We start from the raw sequence: 19,377 nt of genomic DNA, 5'->3' as shown, positions 1-19,377 counted from the left end.
ATAGGAATATACCTATGGGTACTGGATCTTCGCAAAATACTCGCCAAAAAAATGCATTTCTTAGTGATACACTTATGTTTCGTGTTGCTTCTACTCTTCCCACAATTCTGTTAGCAGGATTTGAAGAAATAGGAAATTTTGTGGCTTGTTATGAGGCGTGGAATCTTTCTTATTTGGCGAATCATTATAGGCCAGTATTGCGTTATAACGATGAATGGGGGAAGTCAACCGAGCAGTTAGAGATACATTCTTCTTACAAAGAGCTGCAGCAATATGCTAGGCAGATTGGTTTAGCTACTTCACTTTGGGAAAATAACGCTTCAGAAAATGGGGTGCGTTATCAGGCACGTGCTATTCGCTTGGCTTTATCTGCTGGTCTAGAAACAGGACATCTAAATGAAGTCATTACAACAAGTGCAGCTATTGCGGTGTTAATTAGTGATACTGAATTATTTAAAAAATGGCAAAATGTACTCTTGTCACGTCAGTATGATGTTTCATTGAAGCCCATTAATGATAAAAAATCTGCTTCTCTTACCTGTGCTTTTGATGATGTTGAAAAATGTGAAAAATACTTTTTTTCTTTTCCAAGTATTCAGAGAGTTGCTTTCGATAAAAAGATGGGACGTGATCTGTATCGCTTAAATGTTGTAAAAACTAACGTCATTAATCCTATAGTCGATGGATATCTTGTTAGTGCTGAGTTAGATGGTCAGTTAAGTTGTTTTTTAGTTCCGCGCGTTCAAGAAAATGGTGCATTAAACGGCACTATATCGGTTCGTAATTTGGTGCGACGTTCTGGAGAATTTTCAACACCAGAGGGTGTTGTTGATTTTAGAGGCAGTTATGGTTGGCTTTTGGGAACTTCCGGTGAGGGTATTAAGGTAATCAAGGATATTGAAACAATGATGCGTTTCGATCAATCTATAATATCTGCAGGAATTTTGCGAGCGGCACTTCAATTTGGCATAGATCATTTTCGACAAAGGATGCCTAATCAACTTTTACCACCGCTTACAGAACGTATTTTTGCAGATATTGCACTTGATATTGCGGCTTCACAAGCATTGGTTTTACGTTTAGCTCGGGCATTTGATAATGCTGCGAATGATCGCTCTGAAGCTGCTTTTGCACGCATCATGACGCCAATAGTTTCCTATCATGTTAGCCAACTCGTTGTTCCTATTATTGGTGAAATTATTGCGCAGATTGGTATTGAAAGTTTTATAGAAGGTAATCCATTATCACAAATGTTATATAATGGTCCTGCGCGGGTTGTTAGAAATTGTTCTTCTAATCAATTGGTAAAAGATGCAATTCTGATAGCTCAGAAAGCACCTGGATTATTTCAGAAATTATTGGAAAAAATTGCAATTGATATTGGACCAGCAGGACCAAGAGCAATTGAAATTATTAAATCTGCGGTCAATATGGTATCAACAAATGAGGGAGCAGGTAGGTTTTTTGTTGAACAAATGGCATATGCTTCTGCTGCTGCATCCTTACGCAATATAGATATAGAGAACATTGCAAATGCTTATATGGAAAGTCGTCTCGGAGGACAGTGGAGATCTTCCTATGGAATGCTAATTGCACGATATAATGCAGGACATTTACTAAATGTTCTTTATCCTTCTGTTTGATAGAGTATCTTGATTCTATCAAGAGCGCCTTGCAATATAAAAGCAGCAGCAGCAGAATCAATACAATTTTCTCTTTTAGTGCGTGAAGCACCTGTTTGCAGAAGATAATGCTGTGCAGCAATTGTTGATAGTCGTTCATCCCAAAAAGCAAATGGTACTTTTGTGTGTATTGCCATGTTACTGACGAAAGCTTTTGTCGATTGAGCTCGAGAACCGCTACTTCCATTCATATTAAGAGGTAAGCCGATAACGGCAACTCCTACGTTTTCACGATTAAAAATTTCAACGAGTACATGGGCATCTGATGTAAATTTTTTTCGTCGTAGTACAGGGCGCGGATTTGAAAAAGTTAAACCAATATCGGAAATCGCAATTCCGATGGTTTTCGTGCCCAAATCTAAGCCCGCTATTGTTTGCTTAGGTAAAAGGTGTTCAATAACTTCATCTATGTTAATAACAGCCATGCAATTTATATTATAATTAAGATTTCTAAATATTTTAGGTTTGCACCTATATTTTTGGTATATTAATGTTCTTGCGATTGCAAATACAGCTTTGTATAGTCAGAATATAAGGGTGTAAATATGGACGTAAAAAGCAGAAAGGCGTAGTATGTCTGTTGATAAAGAAACAGTCAAGCGTGTAGCGCGCTTAGCGCGTATTGCTGTCAGTGATGATGAAGCAGAATGTATGACAAAGGAGCTCAATGTTATTTTAGGTTTTGTGGAGCAGCTCAACGAGGTTGATGTTAGCGGAGTTTCACCATTAATGTCAGTGATTCCGATGACTTTACGAATGCGTGAAGATGTTGTTACAGATGGTAATAAAGTAGCAGATATAATAGCAAATGCACCGATTGCAGAAGAAAACTTCTTTCTCATATCGAAAGTGATTGAATAGCCTTTTGTGTTTTAAAAATTTGAGAATAAATTATGACAGATTTAACAACCTTAACAATTTCACAAGCCCGTGATGCCTTAATAAAAAGAGAGATAACAGCAGTTGAATTAACGGAAGCCTATTTAAGGGCAATAGAACTAGCTAATCCGGTTTTGAACGCTTACGTATTTGTAACGGCAGAACGTGCTATAAAGATGGCTGTTGAATCAGATCAGCGTTTATCTAAAGGGCAGGGTGGCACTTTAGAAGGGATTCCATTGGGAATTAAAGATCTTTTTGCAACACAAGATGTTCATACTCAGGCATGTTCATACATTCTTGATGGGTTTAAACCACAATATGAGTCGACTGTATCCGCCAATTTATGGAAGGATGGAGCAGTTATGTTGGGTAAGCTTAATATGGATGAGTTTGCTATGGGATCTTCTAATGAAACATCGTATTATGGTCCCGTTGTTAATCCATGGAGAAAAAAAGAGTCTGATGAAAAATTAGTACCAGGTGGTTCTTCGGGTGGTTCTTCAGCTGCTGTTTCAGCATGGCTTTGTGCAGGAGCAACTGCAACAGATACAGGCGGATCAATACGTCAGCCAGCTGCATTCACTGGAACTGTAGGAATAAAACCGACTTATGGACGTTGTTCTCGATGGGGAATGGTAGCTTTTGCTTCATCACTTGATCAAGCTGGGCCTATAGCAAGAAGTGTTCGTGATTGTGCAATTTTACTTAAATCAATGGCTTCTTTTGATAAGAAAGATTCTACTTCGGTTAATTTGCCAGTACCTGACTATGAAAATTATGTTGGGAAATCAATTAGGGGAATGAAAATAGGTATTCCGGAAGAATATTGTCTTGAAGGAATGTCTTCTGAGATTGTAGAGCTTTGGCAGAAAGGAGTAAGTTGGTTAAAGGATGCAGGCGCTGAAATTAGCGATATTTCATTGCCTCACACAAAGTATTCTTTACCAGTTTATTACATTGTTGCTCCTGCGGAAGCGTCTTCTAATTTAGCGCGTTATGATGGTGTGCGGTTTGGTCTTCGCGTACCTGGAAATGATGTTACTGAAATGTATGAAAATACTCGTTCGGTTGGTTTTGGTTATGAAGTAAAGAGACGTCTTTTGATTGGCACTTATGTTCTTTCATCTGGGCATTACGATTCTCATTACCTTAAAGCTCAAAAAATAAGAGCACTTGTAAAACATGACTTTGATCAATGTTTTGCTTCCGGTATCGATGCTATTTTTACACCCGCAACACCAACACCTGCTTTTGGTATTGCGGATAAAAAAATAAAAAATGATACTGTGGCTATGTATCTTAACGATATTTTTACTGTACCAGTTAATTTAGCTGGGCTACCAGGAATTTCTGTTCCTGCTGGTTTATCATCAAGTGGTTTACCATTGGGTTTGCAATTGATTGGTAAACCGTTTTCTGAAGAATCTATTTTTCAAATAGCTCATATCATAGAACAAGCAGCAGGAATATTCAGTCCTAAAAAATGGTGGGAACCTCTCTGATAGAAGTAAACCTTTTGGTTTTAAAAAATTTTTCCTCGAATTTTATAGAATACTGTTTCAGAACTCAGTGCTTGTAAAGCTATTGCTATTTTATGTTGCAAGTTTATCCACCAAGGTATGCTTCTTTAACGCGTGGATCAGAAAGCATAGCTTTTCCCTCACCATGAAATGAAACATGACCAACTTCTAAAATATAGGCATAATCAGCAATAGAAAGTGCTGCAAATGCATTTTGTTCAATGAGAAGGATTGTTTTTCCCATATCATTAATTTTCCGAATAATTGAAAAAATCTCTTTTACAAGAAGGGGTGCTAAACCCAAAGATGGTTCATCTAATATCAGCATGTCAGGATTGCTCATAAGAGCGCGACCAACAGCAAGCATTTGCTGCTCACCGCCTGACATCGTTCCTCCAAGTTGCTTGGATCTTTCACGTAAGCGAGGAAACAAATTAAATACCCATTCAATATCACGAGCGACGCTTGATTTATGATGCCGAATATAAGCACCAAGACGAAGATTCTCTAGAACGGTTAGATGTGGCATAATACGCCTTCCTTCGGGACTTAAAGCAATACCTAATCGTAAAATTTTTTCAGGAGATTTTTTTATGATTGATTCGCCTTTATACGTAATTTCTCCATAAACGGACCGATTAAGTCCCGTAATAGAGCGTACAATGCTGCTTTTTCCTGCTCCATTAGCACCAATTAAAGTCACTATACTCCCTTTTTTAATCGACATAGAAAGATTTTTAATAGCTTTAATGGCACCATAATGAACGTGAAGATTTTTTATTTTAAGAATATCCATGTGTATCTCCGCCAAGATAAGCTTCAATAACTCTAGGGTTATTATGAATGTCATTTGGTGTGCCATTAGCGATGCAAGAGCCATATTCTAGTACCCAAATATGCTGGCAGAGTCCCATAACAACTTTCATATCATGTTCGATAAGAAGAATTGTAAGATCAAACTCTTTTTGCACTCTCGCTATGAATTGTCTCAGTTCTTCGCTTTCTTGTGGGTTCATACCCGCGGCAGGTTCATCAAGAAGAAGTAATTTTGGTTTTGTTGCCAAAGCGCGCGCAATTTCTAAGCATCGTTGCACTCCATAAGGCAAAGTTGTTGCTAATTGGTTGGCAAGATGATCAAGTTGCAGTCGCTCAAGAAGTTCTATAGAATTTTTGTGAATTTCTTTTTTTTCTTTAATCGCTTTTGGAAATAACAAAGCTGGAGTAAACCAAGGATATTTTTGTCGAACATGGGCCCCAACCATAACATTTTGTAAAACTGTTAATCCTGAAAAGAGGCGTATATTTTGAAATGTCCGCGCAATACCTCTCCTGCAAACAATGTGGGGAGGAAATCCAGAAACTTTTTTGCCGTAAAAAACAATGGTGCCACTTGTAGGTGCATAAAAACCAGAAATCATATTAAAAACTGTTGTTTTCCCAGCACCATTTGGACCAATTAATCCGGTTATTTTTCCTTTTTCAATTGCCATATTGATGTGATTGGAAGCTACGAGTCCGCCAAAACGCATAACTACATCATTGAGTGAAAGAATGATATTGTTCATAATTTTTTCTCAGTATTAGAGATTTTTTGTCGTGTCAAAAAACAATAAATTGAATTCCATGAGAATTCACGTTGTCCCAACAATCCTTTTCTCCAAAATAAGATAATTATTAATAATAAAAGAGAAAAAATAACCATACGAAGTCCTGGTATACCTGGAATACACATAAAACCAAGATCTAAAGGACTTTCAATAATGCGCAGCCATTCAAGCATGGTTGTGATAATAATGCTGCCAATGATACTCCCTGTAATTGAACCAAGACCTCCAGCAACAACAATCATCAAAATATTAAATGTTAGGAGAAAGCTGAACATTTTGGGATCAATTGTTGAAATAAGAGCGGCCATTAACGCTCCTCCAACACCTGCAAAGAATGCACCAACAGTGAAAGAAAAATTACGGTAGAAGAAGGCATTGATTCCCATTGTTTTTGCAGCAATTTCGTCGTCACGAATAGCACGTAGTACATTACCGGTATTACTTCGGAGCAAAAAAATAACGAAGGCTACTGTAAATGCTAACCAACCGTAATTCCACCATAACGTGGCATTTTGAGGTATTCCTTTAATTCCTAGTGAACCATTGGTTAAAGATATGGCATTTGTGATAACAATGCGAATAATTTCGGCAAAACCAAGCGTTGCAATTCCAAGATAATCACCACCAAGACGTAATATAGGTAAGGCAATTAATAATCCAACCATTGCTGCACACAATCCTCCCACAACAATGGCTGCAAAAAATGGCAATTGCAAATGATGTAATGGTTCGGCTATGGGCTCAAGAAGCCACATCATTTCTTTTTGCTCTGGAGTAAGAAGCAAAATTGCACATGTATAAGCACCAATAGCCATGAAACCAGCATGCCCAAGGGAAAACATACCTGTGAAACCGTAAATTAAATTAAGAGAAATTGCTAATATCGCGTTAATAGCAATGAGATTAATAATGCGAAGCGTATATTCGTTAAAATTGTTGCTAGCATAAAGCAAAAAACACACAAAAAACAATATACTAATACAAGATAGAAAAAACGTTGTTAATTTTGTCATTAAATTTTCTCCTGATTTCTTTTACCCATTAAACCAGTGGGCATAATCAATAAAATCAGAATTAATAAGATAAAGGCGAAGGCATCTCGATACCCGGATAAGGATGGAAAGAATGCAACAGTCATAATTTCGATAGATCCGAGCAATAATCCACCAAGCATTGCTCCTGGAATTGATCCAATTCCTCCAATCACAGCAGCAATAAATGCTTTTAGCCCAGGAAGAATACCTATATAAGGTTGAATTTGAGGATAACGTAAAGCCCACATAATCCCTGCAATAGCAGCAAGAGCGGAACCTATACCAAATGTAAATGCAATAACTTTGTTAACAGAAACACCCATTAACCGAGTAGTTTCTATATCGTGTGAAATTGCACGCATAGCAAGACCAGGTTTTGTTTTGTTAATAATCCAGAGTAGCAAAATAATAAGGATAAGTGAAACGATTGGAACGATCAAAGATATTGGCGCAATTCTAATAACTTTATCTGAATCTTGTCCTAGACGCCATAGAATTGGTGTTACAAAAAAATCTGGCTGTTTTACCCCTTTTGGAACACCACCAAAAAGTACGGTAGCAAGATTTTCAATAAAAAAAGAAACTCCTATTGCACCTATAAGTGCTGAAATACGAGGAGCATGTCGGAGAGGTCTATAGGCAAATTGATCAACAATAATACCAACTGCACTGGTAATAAAAATTGAAAAACAAACCGCTATAATCCAAACAGGTGTAAAATCTTGAGGAGAAATTTTAAAATAATAAATGAAACCTAAAAGGATAACGAAAAAGATAGTGATCCAATGAATTTTAGGCTGTTTTCTAAAATCCACAAATACTAAATAATAAGTGAGTACAGCAAAAAATATGAGAAGAACGGCAACCCAAGCAGGCATAAAGCTAATTGTGGAGAAGAAAACAAAGTATGCTCCTAGCATAAAGATATCGCCATGGGCAAAATTAATTAATCTCAAAATACCATAGACCATAGTATAACCAATCGCAACAAGCCCATAAAGAGATCCTAGCGCTAATGCATTAAAAAAATATTGGATGAACATTTCGGTGCTCATCTCTTGTCCTTCCACATTTTGTTAGGTTCATATTGATATAAAATACGAAACCTTCAGGTAAATCGATTGAAGAGAATTTTAAACAATTCTCACATTTTTATTAGAGTTTCTTTTGTTTTTTAAAAGGTGGGATTAACTTCATCCAGATAAATGCGTTTTCCATTTTCTATCTTTATTATACCGATAGGCATTTGAGGGTTATGGTTTTCATCCATAGACATACTACCAAATGGTGTTTGAAAATCTTTTAATTTGCTAAGCTCCATGGTGATTTTTTCACGATCTACACTACCGGCATTTTCAATGGCTTTGATAAACATCATGTAACTTGTGTATCCTAAAACAGAGTTAATATTCGGCTCCTGATCAGGATAAACCTCTTTCCATTCCTTTGTGAATTCTTGTGCAGCTTTCGACATGTTTGGCATATCTTCACTATAAGGAAGTGTGGTATGTAAAAAACCTTCTGCAGCTTTTCCTGCAATCGTAATAATTTCTGGGTTATCCATTGCATCGCCACCCATGATTTGAAATTTTGCACCAAGCTCGCGCGCTTGTTTCATAATGATGGCACCTTCTGAGAAATAAGATGGGATAAACAAAATATCAGGCTTTTGTGCTATGATTTGGGTTAAAAGAGCTGAAAAGTCCTGGTCCCCAGAATTATAATTTAAATTTGAAATAATCTTTCCCCCCAGTTTTTTAAAAGAACGGACAAAATAATTTGCAAGACCAATAGCATAATCGCTTGATATATCTTTCAGTATAGCTGCTTTTTTTGCATGTAAAGACTGGATTGCATAAGTTGCAACTCCTATTCCTTGATAAGGATCAATAAAGCACGCACGAAAATAATATTTCTTATTTTGTGTAACAAGTGGATTCGTTGAAGAAGTTGCAATGGTTGGAGTCTTTGCTTTTTCAGATATCTCTCCACCAGCTAACGACAATGAAGAACCATAGCTTCCTATAATGCCACTAACTTTTTCACTTGCGGTTAAACGTACAACAGCATTGGCCGCTTCAACTTTATCAGATTTATTGTCGACAACAACAAGATCAATTTTACGACCTAATATTTCTGGAACTTTCTTATGAGCTAGCTGTATCCCTTTAATTTCAAGTTGACCACCAAAAGCATTTTGACCACTTAATGGGAGATAGATACCAATCTTAATGGACTCACTAGCATGAACATTTGTAGTAAAAGTTGTAATTGTGGCGATTGCTATTAAAATTTTTCTTAATTGCATCGTGCGCTTCCTTAGTTAAGTAGCAGTTTCGGCATTTTATCGCATTTTATCTCGAACTTTTGCATAACACGAGTAACACACAATAAACATGCTGATACAAAGTATTTCTTTTATCGCCTCTTTTGCGATACGTAAAGCATATGATAAAATATTATTTGAATTATGAACTGATATTGAATTTAGATATTGATGTTAAGCTCAAATTAATGTGAAAATAATGTGACAAAATGGGGAAATCTTATCTTGGGGCTTGCGTGTTGGTATAAGAGCGATGTTTACTCAACATGTAAAGAATCAGTTTCGTACATTAAAAATCTGTGGGATTATGTTCTATTATGACGAGTAAGGATGCATTAAAAGATTATTGCCTGTCCAAGGACAGTTTAAATTCTTGCGGTGAAATTATTGAAATTAGTGGCGTCATTAAGTGGTTTGATGGCAGCAAGGGATATGGGTTTATTGTGCCAGATATTCCCGAGTCTTCTGATATCTTATTGCACGTTACTGTAATGCGGAAGGATGGATTTCAGACTGCCTTGGAGGGTGCCAAGGTTGTTTGTGCTGTGGAAAAAACTGAGAAGGGGTTGAAGTGTGTTCAAGTAAAATCGATAGACTGCTCATCGGCTGTTCATCCTTCCGAGATTCCAGTACGTACGCATGTTGTTGTTACCCCAGAGAGTGGTTTGGAGCGCGCTATTGTTAAGTGGTTTAATCGAGATAAGGGATTTGGTTTTCTTAGTCGAGGGCAGGGAACTGAGGATATTTTTATTCATATGGAAACGTTGCGACGTTTTGGCTTAGCAGAGCTTCGTGCTGGTCAGGTTGTTCTGGTACGATTCGGTAAGGGAGAAAAGGGCTTGATGGCCGCAGAAATTTATCCGGATATGGGGGGGCCATTTTCTACGCATTAGATTCAATTGTTCTATATTTTTTTTTATATGTAAGTTTTGCGAAAAAATAAGAGATTGTTTTTGTAAGGATAGAAGTGTTATTTTTTTTTGAAAAGATAAAAATCATTCATTTAGTTTTGTTATTTACGTTTGGAAGTAGTATAGCTGTAGCGGGAAAACATATAGAAATTCCTGTTCATCCTGTTCCTTTGGAAATACGAACAAATCTAGGAAGTGTTTTTTATAGCGTAGAGCTTGCTTTTACACCGTCTCAGTCAAAGAGTGGTTTGATGTATCGAACTAACTTTCCGCGTGATCGTGCGATGCTTTTTAAAAATCAGGCGAACGGCCAACTGAGCGATACACAAGAACTTCTTATGTGGATGGCAAACACACCTTTGCCTCTAGATATGATTTTTTTAAATGCTGAGGGGGTAATCGTTTCAATTGTTGAAAGGGCTTCTCCATTCTCAACGGATATAATTTCATCGAAGGTACCAGCGACTTTTGTTATTGAAGTTAATGCTGGTGAGGTTTTTGATAAACGGATAAAAAAAGGACATCGGGCTGTCCATCCCGCAATTTGTGGAGAATGTGAAAGAAGTAAGAATGACAGCTAGAGATGTTTGTTTTTTTGAAGCAGATGGTTTGCGGTTTGCTTATCGCGAAGAAGGAGCTGGGGTACCTGTTTTATTGATTCATGGTTTCGGATCTTCAGCGCGGGTAAATTGGTATGAAACGGGTTGGTTTCGTATCTTAGCTGAGGCAGGGTTTCATGTTATTGCCATTGATAATCGTGGACATGGTGATTCTGATAAGGGATACGCTCCTTCTTTCTATACGCCGCAAGCTATGGCTGGTGATGCAGTTAAATTATTACAGTATTTAAAATTACCTAAAGCTCATGTTATGGGATATTCCATGGGTGCTCGGATTGCTGCATTTATGGCTATTTTGTATCCTACATATGTGCATACTGTTGTCTTTGGTGGTTTAGGTATTGGTATGGTAACAGGGTCGGGAAGCTGGCAACCTGTTGCTGAGGCTCTTTTAGTGGAAGATATTTCAACTATTACCAATCCTCGTGGTTTAATGTTTCGAAAATTTGCAGATAAAACAAAAAGTGACAGACGTGCTCTTGCGGCTTGTGTTATTGCATCAAAACAGGAGTTAACAGAATTTGAGATTTCTCAAATTAAGCAGCCTGCACTTGTTGCTGTTGGCTCATTAGATGAGATTAGTGGTGAAGCAGAGCCGTTGGCTGCTTTATTACCCCATGGTGAAGTCTTACAAATTCCGGATCGGGATCATATGTTTGCTGTAGGAGATAAAATTTATAAAGAAGGAGTTATCGATTTTTTTTCTCGTTATCCCATCGTTTAAGAATCATCTACAATTTTTTAAATTCGCAAAAGATATTGTATTCTCTATTTGGATAAAATGAAGAGTTTATTCAGAGATTTTTTTGGTTGTGGTATGAGTATTGTATGCAAAGGTATTGAAAACAGTGAGAGAATAGCGGTTTTCTTGTTTATATTGAGGTTGTTTTTCATGTATTGGGCTGCTTAAAGGAGATTCTTTTTTTTGATTTGTAAGATGTGTATTGTGATTACATTTCAGGGTGATAGGTTTTTATGTAGGGTTTTTTAAAGACATATAAGTTGGTTCTGCTTTAATTTATGTTTTTAAAGACTTAAATTGAATTTTTGTTATTTTTGTAGAATGATAACAACTATCATTTTACAAATGGTGGTTTACTGATGATCTTACGAAGATAGGAGTGCATGGTGGATGCTAATGAAATAAAAAGACTTGATAATTATTTTAAGAATACATTCAAAAATTCATCATTGCAGGTTAAACCACGACCTAAAAAGGATGATTCTTGTGAGGTTTATATTGGGGATGAGTTTTTGGGTGTTATTTATCGAGATGAAGATGAGGATGGGTTGTCATACAATTTTTCTATGGCTATATTAGATATTGATTTAGAAAGTTAATGTTTTGTTAATAATTAAGTATAAAATCTTTTTCTGATAGTTTACATAAGCCTTAATGCTTTAAGGCTCGAATGGTTGTTTCGTCCGATAATAAGATGATCGTGAATAATAATTCCCAAAGCGTTTGCTGCATCTTTTAATCTGTGTGTCATGGATATATCTGCTTGTGAAGGTGTGGCGTCGCCAGAGGGGTGGTTGTGAACTAAAATAAGTCCTGATGCAGATAGTTCTAAAGCTCGCGAAATTACTTCACGAGGATAGACAGGAGTGTGGTCGATAGTTCCAATTTGTTGTATTTCGTCAGCAAGTAAGCCGTGTTTTTTATCAAGAAATAAGACACGAAATTGTTCACGTGTTTCATGAGCCATGACAGCTTTACAATAAGCTAATACTTTATCCCACGATGAAAAAATATCACGCTTAGATAATTGTGCGTGGGCAAGGCGTCCAAAAACATCTGAAATGATTTTTAAATCGATAGCGGTTGCTGGGCCGCATCCTTGAACTTCTTGCAGACGATGTATGTTAGCACCTAATACATCTCCTAATGAGCCAAAGCGTGCTATTAAATTTTTAGCTATCGGTTTCGTATTTGCTCTAGGTATAGTACGGAAAAGCAATAATTCAAGATATTCATAATCTTCAAATGCATGGCCTTTTGTTTTTAAATAGCGCTGACGAAGACGTTCACGATGCCCTTGATTATGTTTTTGTGAATTTTTCTGAAGTTTTTCGTGTTTTATTTCTGATATAGGGTTTAGTGAAGGGCTGGCTGTTAATGCAAGATGATTGCTTTGGATTTTTCTTTTTTTATTTGATTTTTTTGTCATGATATTCTGACGTTATATTATTAAGTGCATAAATTTTGGATATAAAATATGTTCTTAGGAGATTGAGTAAATATTTCACATCCTTCATTTGTTACGCCAATTGTATGTTCATACTGTGCTGTTAGAGATCTATCACGTGTAACAGCCGTCCAACCATCGGATAAAATTTTAACGTGTGGTTTACCAAGGTTGATCATTGGTTCAATTGTAAACATCATTCCCTTTTTCAGCTCTATTCCTTCCTTAGGATTTCCATAATGTAGAATATTAGGAGCATCGTGAAAAAGCTGTCCGATTCCATGTCCGCAAAAATCTCTTACAATTGAACAACGTTCAGATTCTGCGTAGCGCTGAATGGCTGATCCAATGTCACCAGTTGTTGCTCCTGGTTTGACCATAGCAATTCCCCTCATAAGACTTTCATGCGTTATTTTTAGCAAGCGTTCTGCAGAACGTCTAATTTTTCCAACAGGGTACATGCGGCTTGAATCGCCATGCCATCCATCGAGAATAAAGGTCACATCGATATTAACGATATCTCCGTTTTGCAAAGCTCTTGTGTTTGGAATTCCATGGCATACAACATGATTAATAGATGTGCAGCATGAGTGACTATATCCATGATAATTTAAATCTGCAGGAAGAGCTCCTCGTTCAGCACCAAAAATGAATACAAAATCATCAATTTCCTGAGTCGTTGTTCCTGGTTTAACGATGTCAGCAAGGGCATCAAGACACTCTGCAGCAATGCGGCCAACTTCACGCATTTTCGCAAAAGCGTAATCATCAAAAATGCGAATTTGTCCGTTAAATTTTAAAGGTATTTTATTATATTCAATGTAATCAGCCATTGTTTCTTTCATTTTCTATTTTTACTCGATTAATTGGAAAATACCTACTGTATTTACGTGGCATTTTACAGCATAAAATTCTACTTCTGATTTTAATGCTAAATTAAATTTACGTCCATAAACAGGATTAAGATCGTGGCAAATTGTAAAGGCTGAGCAATCTTCTCGTTAAATTACATATAGCATAGCATCTCGCTTTCCTTGTTAAACAATTTTTATAAGTCCTTCAAGGTGACGTATTCCGCGTTTTGTTTCAGTATCAGGAAATTCTGCTAATTCTTTTTTACGGATAAAATGAACATTTTTGACTTCTAGATAACATTCATGAATGTGTATCGCTACGTATGATTGACCATAGCGTTGTTCCTTCAAAATTGTTTTTATCCACTTAATTCTGGTAACAATCTATTTTGAATTGCTTCTAATGCCAGTTTATTGGGCAAAGCCGTATTGATACCAACTAAGGTGTTATATTTGCTTCGATAATTTCTAATCGATATGGGTATTTTGATTGGATTTCTTTTGGTATAATAACCAGACGTTGGCATCAGGAGTTATTAAGTTAAGCATTGATCCTGTGTTAGGAACAGAAACAGTGAAGATGTATTGATCGTTTTGCTTAACATCAGCAAGAAAACGTTTATAACGATGGACAAGTTGTGCAGGAAGGAATTCAAAACCAAAGAGCATGTTTTAAAATACAAAAATACACGATTTCATAATGCAATTTATAAAACCTTACACCAAGCAACAGAAGATCACAAAAAAGTTAAAAAAATTTCACGGTCAATGTAATCGGTTATCATCTAATTGAATAACATTAATCCAGTTATTTATTTTTATCAAAAATAAGCATCTTCAAACCACCGTAAGTCCAAAGATTTTAATATATATTTTAAAATTAAAGAATCAAAAAGAACAGGCATACAACCCCAAAATAGCAAGCAAAAAGATAAATCTTATCATAGGGAACATAAATGATACCTTAAGGATATTTATGTGTCATTTTGATTAATGCAACTTCCAAACATGAAACAGCTCAATGGTTTCTATGATAGTTATAAATTTTTTCTCACGTAAAATTATGACGACTTATCCAGAGATTCTGATCATTAATGTTTAATTTTTCTTTTATAATCTACTATTATTCACCGTTATTTTAAGATTACAGTAAACTTTTTTTGTTGCTACTCTAAATCTGTAGATTTTGAATGAAAAAAATGATGATAATTTTTTTATTCAAAAATTGTTTCATGTAATATTTCTTTTAGAAGATTGAGTTCAAACAATTGGGGATAGAAGCATGGTTGATGAAATTAGGTGAAATGTATGGCTGGAACAAATAAGAATCGCAAAAATTTAATGAATGGTCCAATTATCATTTTAGTTGAGCCACAGTTGCCAGAAAATATTGGTATGGTAGCAAGAGCAATGGCGAATTTTGGACTTTCTAAGCTTCGGTTAATCAGGCCTCGAGAAACGTTTCCAAATGAAAAGGCAATAGCAGCTGCTAGTAAAGCAGATCATGTTATTGATGATGCAGTAGTTTTTGATACATTGTGTGATGCAATTGCAGATTTACATTATGTTTTTGCTACGACGGCGCGTGAACGGTGTGGTTTTAAGACTGTAAAAAGCGCTGTTGAAGCAGCGAGTATACTACGTCAACGTGAAGCTATTGGACATAAAACAGGTATTTTATTTGGAAGAGAAAGATGGGGTTTAAAAAACAATGAAATCAGTCTTGTTGATGAAATTATTACTTTCCCAGTTAATCCAGCTTTTGCGTCACTTAATATTGCACAAGCAGTTTTGCTCATGTCTTATGAATGGATGAAGTCTGGTTTGCAAAATGCGTATGATACAGCATTTCGCACGGTAGAGATGGAGCCGGCTGACAAAGCAACATTTCATGGTTTTTTATTTCAATTAGAAAGGGCGTTGGATGTGCGCGGATATTTTAGGCCACAAGAACGTAAAGAGGTGATGCTTGCAAATATGCGCTCTGTTTTTACACGCGCTAATTTTAGCCAGTCTGAAATTTGTTTGCTTCGTGGAATCGTATCTTCATTGGATCATTTTTCGCCTCAGTTACCAAAAGGTAGTGGTGCTCCTGAAAGTCGAGAACGTAAAAAATTCAAAGTAAGTGTGAATAGCAATGGATGAACGGCCTTTGCTTTTTTTTGATAGTGGTATTGGTGGTTTAACTGTGTTAAGGGAAGTGCGCGTTCTTATCCCTAAGGCTCAGTTTATCTATGTTGCTGATGATGCAGGATTTCCTTATGGAAATTTGGAAGACAGTATCTTAAAAAAACGCATTTTAAAAATTTTCAAAAATCTTTTGACACTTTACAATCCTATTTTGTGTGTAATTGCTTGTAATACTGTTTCTACATCAATGATAGTAGATTTGCGAAAAAAATTTCCTCATGTTTTTTTTGTAGGGACGGTTCCGGCAATTAAATTAGCAGCTGAACAAACAAAATCTGGGGTTATTTCAGTATTAGCTACTCCCAAGACAGTCAAAAGTGCGTACACACATGAATTAATCAATACTTTTTCTGGTCAGTGTCATGTTCAGCTTGTTGGCAGCGAAAAACTTGCTGGGTTTGCTGAAGATTATTCACGTGGAAAATCTGTAAATTCTGAAGAATTGCGTGCTGAAATTCTTCCATGCTTTGTTAAAAAAAATGGTAAATTTACTGATATTGTTGTTTTAGCGTGTACACATTATCCTTTTCTACTCAATTTATTCCGTGAACAAGCGTTATGGCCTGTTGAATGGATCGATCCAGCTAAAGCTGTGGCTAAACACACAAAATCATTATTTTTAGAAAAGACACGTGATAAAAATGTAAAAAAACATCGGGATTTTGCATTATTTACATCGCAAAATATAACTTCGTCAACGGAATATTTGTTAAAAAGATTTGGTTTGGATATAATGAAAAGAGTTGACTTTAATATTTCAGGTCAATAAAGTTATACCGTCTTTTCTTTTAAGAAATTGGCATTAATTGACGTGTCCCGTGGATGATTTTGCAGATTATGTGTTAGGTTGTCCTGTCAGTCTTTCGTTTAAAGGCAGAGGAGGGCGCGTTTCCTTGAAATGTAATTGTGATTTTGTATACTAATTAAAAGGAAATGCGATGAGTAAGCGCGAAACAACAAAGTATAAAATTGATCGTCGTATGGGAGAAAATATTTGGGGTCGTCCAAAATCTCCTGTCAATCGTCGTGATTATGGTCCTGGTCAGCATGGGCAGCGTCGAAAAGGAAAACTTTCTGATTATGGTGTACAATTGCGTGCTAAGCAGAAATTAAAGGGGTTTTACGGTGATATTTCAGAGAAACAGTTTCGTAAAACTTATGAAGAGGCTTCTCGTCGGCGCGGTGATACTGGTGAAAACCTTATTGGTCTTTTAGAGTCTCGTTTAGATGCTATCATTTACCGCGCAAAATTTGTGCCTACGATTTTTGCTTCTCGCCAATTTATTAATCATGGTCATGTTAATGTAAATGGCCGTCGCACCAATATCCAATCATACTGTTGTAGGCCAGGTGATGTTATTGAAGTTCGTGAAAAGTCTAAGCAGCTTGTTTTAGTCTTGGAGTCCATCAAATTGGCTGAACGTGATGTTCCTGAGTATATTGAGGTAGATCATAATCAAATGAAGGCAACGTTTACTCGAGTTCCTGCTTTTGTTGATGTTCCTTATGCTGTACAAATGGAGCCAAATTTGGTTGTTGAGTTTTACTCTCGTTAATTTTTTGCCTTAAAAGAGGAGAGTTGCTTTTTTTGATTTTTTTCTTTCGAATTTAGAAAAGTGTTGTCGTTTCGTAGATGATGTTACGTCTAATCTGTTGCCATTTTTAGAGATGATTGATTTTTTTGGCTTTTTTTCTTCTTTAGATAAAAATGGTATAGGTTTAGGGAAATTTATATGCATTATGGCTATGGAATCTCTCATGTACATTATGCATATTATATCGTGTCTAATATTTTTATTTAAATATGCTATGTAATTTCTATTGTGATGTTTCGTAAAAATTGATGGATAGTTGTTTTTTGTGTCTTTTTATCAGTACCTTTCTGGTATGCATGAAAGATTTTCTTGGGTAGTGGGATTTTCGTACTCTTTTTTAGTTATCTGGGTAACTTAACATTTCTAGTATGAGTGTTTTGCCATAATTTTAAACTGCAATATCGTAAGAGTTTGATTGTTCAATCTTTACGGTGATAAGTTTTCCTGCATGTAGTGATTTTCGTGAAGATATGTGCACAGATGCCATCTATTTTTAGAGCATCATAGTTGTTTTCCATAAAACGATGCCGGCTTTTTTTACTTTTTCAGAAATTTTTAAGCATGTATATATAATGGTTAGAGGAGAAAAGCGAATGTTCTATGGATGGATTAGATCGGTGAGGAGACTATGATACGTTAGGATGAGCTTTGTGGCTAATACTAAGATCGGCACCTAGAAGTCAGTTACAATAATTTTCTCTTTTTTGATGCTTGAGAGAGATTTCATAACTTCCAGATCTGAGTCTCGTGATAATTCTCTCAGAATATACGAGTGTTTTGGACATCCAAGAGAAATAAAAAATTAATATGGAGAACTTTCTTTATTTATTTGTTCTACTGATAGGAACACTGTTATATTAGAAGTACACGAGGAAATTTTAGTATTTACGAATAAGCCCGATCAATTTACCTTGTATTTGCACACGTTCAGGCCTATATACTCGAGTTTCGTAGTGGGGATTTGCAGCTTCTAATGCAATAGAGGATCCTACGCGTCTATAGCGTTTCAAAGTAGCTTCTTCTTCGTCGATGGATGCAACAACAATTTCTCCTGGTATTGCTGTATTTTGGCTTTTGACAATTATAATGTCTTTATCAAAGATGCCAGCTTCAATCATGGAATTATCTTTTACTTCGAGTGCGTAGTGCTTGCCTAGGCTAACCATGTCTGATGATATTGAAAGCGTATTTATTTGTTGTTGTATAGAAGAAATAGGCACGTCAGCAGCGATGCGTCCCATAATAGGAACAACAATATTTTTTTTAGCTTCTACATTAAAATCCTTTATTTTTTTCTTATTTTCTGATGTACTGGGAGAAATTTTACGAGCTGAAGAAAGATTAAATGTTATCTTGTCAGGTAGTCGGATAACTTCTACCGCGCGAGTGCGATTTGGTAAACGATGAATAAATCCTCGTTCTTCTAGCGCGGTAACAAGCCTATGAATCCCAGACTTCGAAGAAAGTTCCAACGCATTTTTCATTTCATCAAAGGAAGGGGGAATACCAGCTTCTTTCATATGATTGTGAATAAACAAGAGAAGTTCATATTGTTTACAAGTTAGCATTTAACATTCCAACTAAAAATCGAGAACGAAATATCTGTGTTCTATAGTCGTTTTATAATTTTTCATGAAATAAATCAAAGATCTTTACGTAATTTTGTAAAGTATTATTAAGAATGTAAAAATATACATACAATAAAATTAAGAATATCTTTTATATGTATATTAATGTACAATTATTATATAGAGTAAAATTGAATTATACACATAAATTTATCGAACATTTTTAAACAATGTTTATTATTCTTCTAAGAAGAATGCAAAGATACTTTTTTGATTTATCTAATTGAAGAATAAATCATCTCAAGAATCATTTCATATATTATTTTCTGTCATTAATGTTTAGAATTGCAATTTAAATTATGCTAATTGAATTTCTGATAAGTACGTTATGTAGAAAAA

General features: G+C 35.8%; 19 protein-coding genes and 1 pseudogene. 10 read left to right on the top strand and 10 right to left on the bottom strand.

Going from position 1 to position 19,377, the window contains the following annotated elements; translation table 11 throughout:
• Window positions 1-14: 14 nt before the first annotated feature.
• Complete coding sequence (locus V4P54_RS02605) at window positions 15-1,643, top strand: acyl-CoA dehydrogenase family protein (RefSeq protein ID WP_455477579.1); 1,629 nt, start codon at window positions 15-17, stop codon at window positions 1,641-1,643.
• Here the strand turns inward: V4P54_RS02605 and ruvX are convergent.
• Window positions 1,628-2,107, bottom strand: a complete 480-nt coding sequence (gene ruvX, locus V4P54_RS02600) for a Holliday junction resolvase RuvX (RefSeq protein WP_455477578.1) — start codon at window positions 2,105-2,107, stop codon at window positions 1,628-1,630. The two genes, V4P54_RS02605 and ruvX, sit on opposite strands and share 16 nt — an antisense overlap.
• A 148-nt stretch (window positions 2,108-2,255) precedes the next feature.
• On the opposite strand from ruvX, the gene gatC reads away from it, so the two are divergent.
• The gene (gene gatC / locus V4P54_RS02595; protein WP_455477577.1) at window positions 2,256-2,543 is read left to right on the top strand and encodes an Asp-tRNA(Asn)/Glu-tRNA(Gln) amidotransferase subunit GatC; all 288 of its coding nucleotides are present in this window, start codon (window positions 2,256-2,258) and stop codon (window positions 2,541-2,543) included.
• A 32-nt stretch (window positions 2,544-2,575) separates the two neighbouring features.
• Window positions 2,576-4,066, top strand: coding sequence for an Asp-tRNA(Asn)/Glu-tRNA(Gln) amidotransferase subunit GatA (gene gatA, locus V4P54_RS02590; RefSeq protein WP_455477576.1), 1,491 nt, complete (start codon window positions 2,576-2,578; stop codon window positions 4,064-4,066).
• Between the two features lie 103 nt (window positions 4,067-4,169).
• On the opposite strand, the gene V4P54_RS02585 is transcribed toward gatA, so the two are convergent.
• The 5 genes from V4P54_RS02585 to V4P54_RS02565 form a co-directional block, all read right to left on the bottom strand.
• The gene (locus V4P54_RS02585; RefSeq protein WP_455477575.1) at window positions 4,170-4,880 is read right to left on the bottom strand and encodes an ABC transporter ATP-binding protein; all 711 of its coding nucleotides are present in this window, start codon (window positions 4,878-4,880) and stop codon (window positions 4,170-4,172) included.
• Window positions 4,867-5,649, bottom strand: a complete 783-nt coding sequence (locus V4P54_RS02580; protein ID WP_455477574.1) for an ABC transporter ATP-binding protein — start codon at window positions 5,647-5,649, stop codon at window positions 4,867-4,869. Before V4P54_RS02580 ends, V4P54_RS02585 begins: the two co-directional genes overlap by 14 nt.
• A complete protein-coding gene (locus V4P54_RS02575) occupies window positions 5,646-6,704 on the bottom strand; it encodes a branched-chain amino acid ABC transporter permease (RefSeq protein ID WP_455477573.1) in 1,059 nt (352 codons plus the stop codon). The genes V4P54_RS02580 and V4P54_RS02575 overlap by 4 nt, the downstream gene beginning before the upstream one ends.
• Window positions 6,704-7,780: a branched-chain amino acid ABC transporter permease gene (locus tag V4P54_RS02570; RefSeq protein WP_455477572.1), complete on the bottom strand. Its 1,077-nt coding sequence runs from the start codon at window positions 7,778-7,780 to the stop codon at window positions 6,704-6,706. Before V4P54_RS02570 ends, V4P54_RS02575 begins: the two co-directional genes overlap by 1 nt.
• A 119-nt stretch (window positions 7,781-7,899) precedes the next feature.
• A complete protein-coding gene (locus V4P54_RS02565; protein WP_455477571.1) occupies window positions 7,900-9,033 on the bottom strand; it encodes an ABC transporter substrate-binding protein in 1,134 nt (377 codons plus the stop codon).
• Between the two features lie 335 nt (window positions 9,034-9,368).
• Between V4P54_RS02565 and V4P54_RS02560 the strand changes: the two genes are divergently transcribed.
• From V4P54_RS02560 to V4P54_RS02545, 4 genes are all read left to right on the top strand, one after another.
• Window positions 9,369-9,944, top strand: a complete 576-nt coding sequence (locus V4P54_RS02560) for a cold-shock protein (protein WP_455477570.1) — start codon at window positions 9,369-9,371, stop codon at window positions 9,942-9,944.
• Window positions 9,945-10,018: 74 nt separating this feature from the next.
• On the top strand, window positions 10,019-10,543 hold the full coding sequence (locus V4P54_RS02555; protein ID WP_455477569.1) for a DUF192 domain-containing protein: 525 nt from the start codon (window positions 10,019-10,021) through the stop codon (window positions 10,541-10,543).
• Complete coding sequence (locus V4P54_RS02550) at window positions 10,533-11,306, top strand: alpha/beta fold hydrolase (protein ID WP_455477568.1); 774 nt, start codon at window positions 10,533-10,535, stop codon at window positions 11,304-11,306. The genes V4P54_RS02555 and V4P54_RS02550 overlap by 11 nt, the downstream gene beginning before the upstream one ends.
• A gap of 404 nt (window positions 11,307-11,710) precedes the next feature.
• Window positions 11,711-11,923 carry a DUF3126 family protein gene (locus tag V4P54_RS02545; RefSeq protein ID WP_455477669.1) on the top strand — a complete coding sequence of 71 codons (213 nt, stop codon included), beginning with the start codon at window positions 11,711-11,713 and terminating at the stop codon, window positions 11,921-11,923.
• Between the two features lie 41 nt (window positions 11,924-11,964).
• On the opposite strand, the gene radC is transcribed toward V4P54_RS02545, so the two are convergent.
• The 3 genes and pseudogenes from radC to sfsA form a co-directional block, all read right to left on the bottom strand.
• Window positions 11,965-12,753, bottom strand: a complete 789-nt coding sequence (gene radC, locus V4P54_RS02540) for a RadC family protein (protein WP_455477567.1) — start codon at window positions 12,751-12,753, stop codon at window positions 11,965-11,967.
• 20 nt (window positions 12,754-12,773) lie between these two features.
• A complete protein-coding gene (gene map / locus V4P54_RS02535; protein ID WP_455477566.1) occupies window positions 12,774-13,604 on the bottom strand; it encodes a type I methionyl aminopeptidase in 831 nt (276 codons plus the stop codon).
• A pseudogene (gene sfsA / locus V4P54_RS02530) lies at window positions 13,597-14,294 on the bottom strand (DNA/RNA nuclease SfsA). Before sfsA ends, map begins: the two are co-directional and overlap by 8 nt.
• Before the next feature lie 639 nt (window positions 14,295-14,933).
• Here sfsA and V4P54_RS02525 point away from each other — a divergent pair.
• The 3 genes from V4P54_RS02525 to rpsD all read left to right on the top strand — a co-directional run bounded on the left by V4P54_RS02525 (window position 14,934) and on the right by rpsD (window position 17,371).
• Window positions 14,934-15,770, top strand: coding sequence for an RNA methyltransferase (locus V4P54_RS02525; protein ID WP_455477565.1), 837 nt, complete (start codon window positions 14,934-14,936; stop codon window positions 15,768-15,770).
• Window positions 15,763-16,584: a glutamate racemase gene (gene murI / locus V4P54_RS02520; RefSeq protein WP_455477564.1), complete on the top strand. Its 822-nt coding sequence runs from the start codon at window positions 15,763-15,765 to the stop codon at window positions 16,582-16,584. The genes V4P54_RS02525 and murI overlap by 8 nt, the downstream gene beginning before the upstream one ends.
• A gap of 169 nt (window positions 16,585-16,753) precedes the next feature.
• Entirely contained in the window at window positions 16,754-17,371 is a 618-nt protein-coding gene (gene rpsD, locus V4P54_RS02515) for a 30S ribosomal protein S4 (RefSeq protein WP_455477563.1), read from the top strand.
• Between the two features lie 917 nt (window positions 17,372-18,288).
• On the opposite strand, the gene lexA is transcribed toward rpsD, so the two are convergent.
• Window positions 18,289-18,978, bottom strand: a complete 690-nt coding sequence (gene lexA / locus V4P54_RS02510) for a transcriptional repressor LexA (RefSeq protein WP_455477562.1) — start codon at window positions 18,976-18,978, stop codon at window positions 18,289-18,291.
• Window positions 18,979-19,377 lie beyond the last annotated feature (399 nt).

This window comes from Bartonella sp. B41, assembly GCF_053795765.1.
Note: the sequence above shows the minus strand (reverse complement) of the source record. Positions and strands in the feature narration are given on the sequence as shown.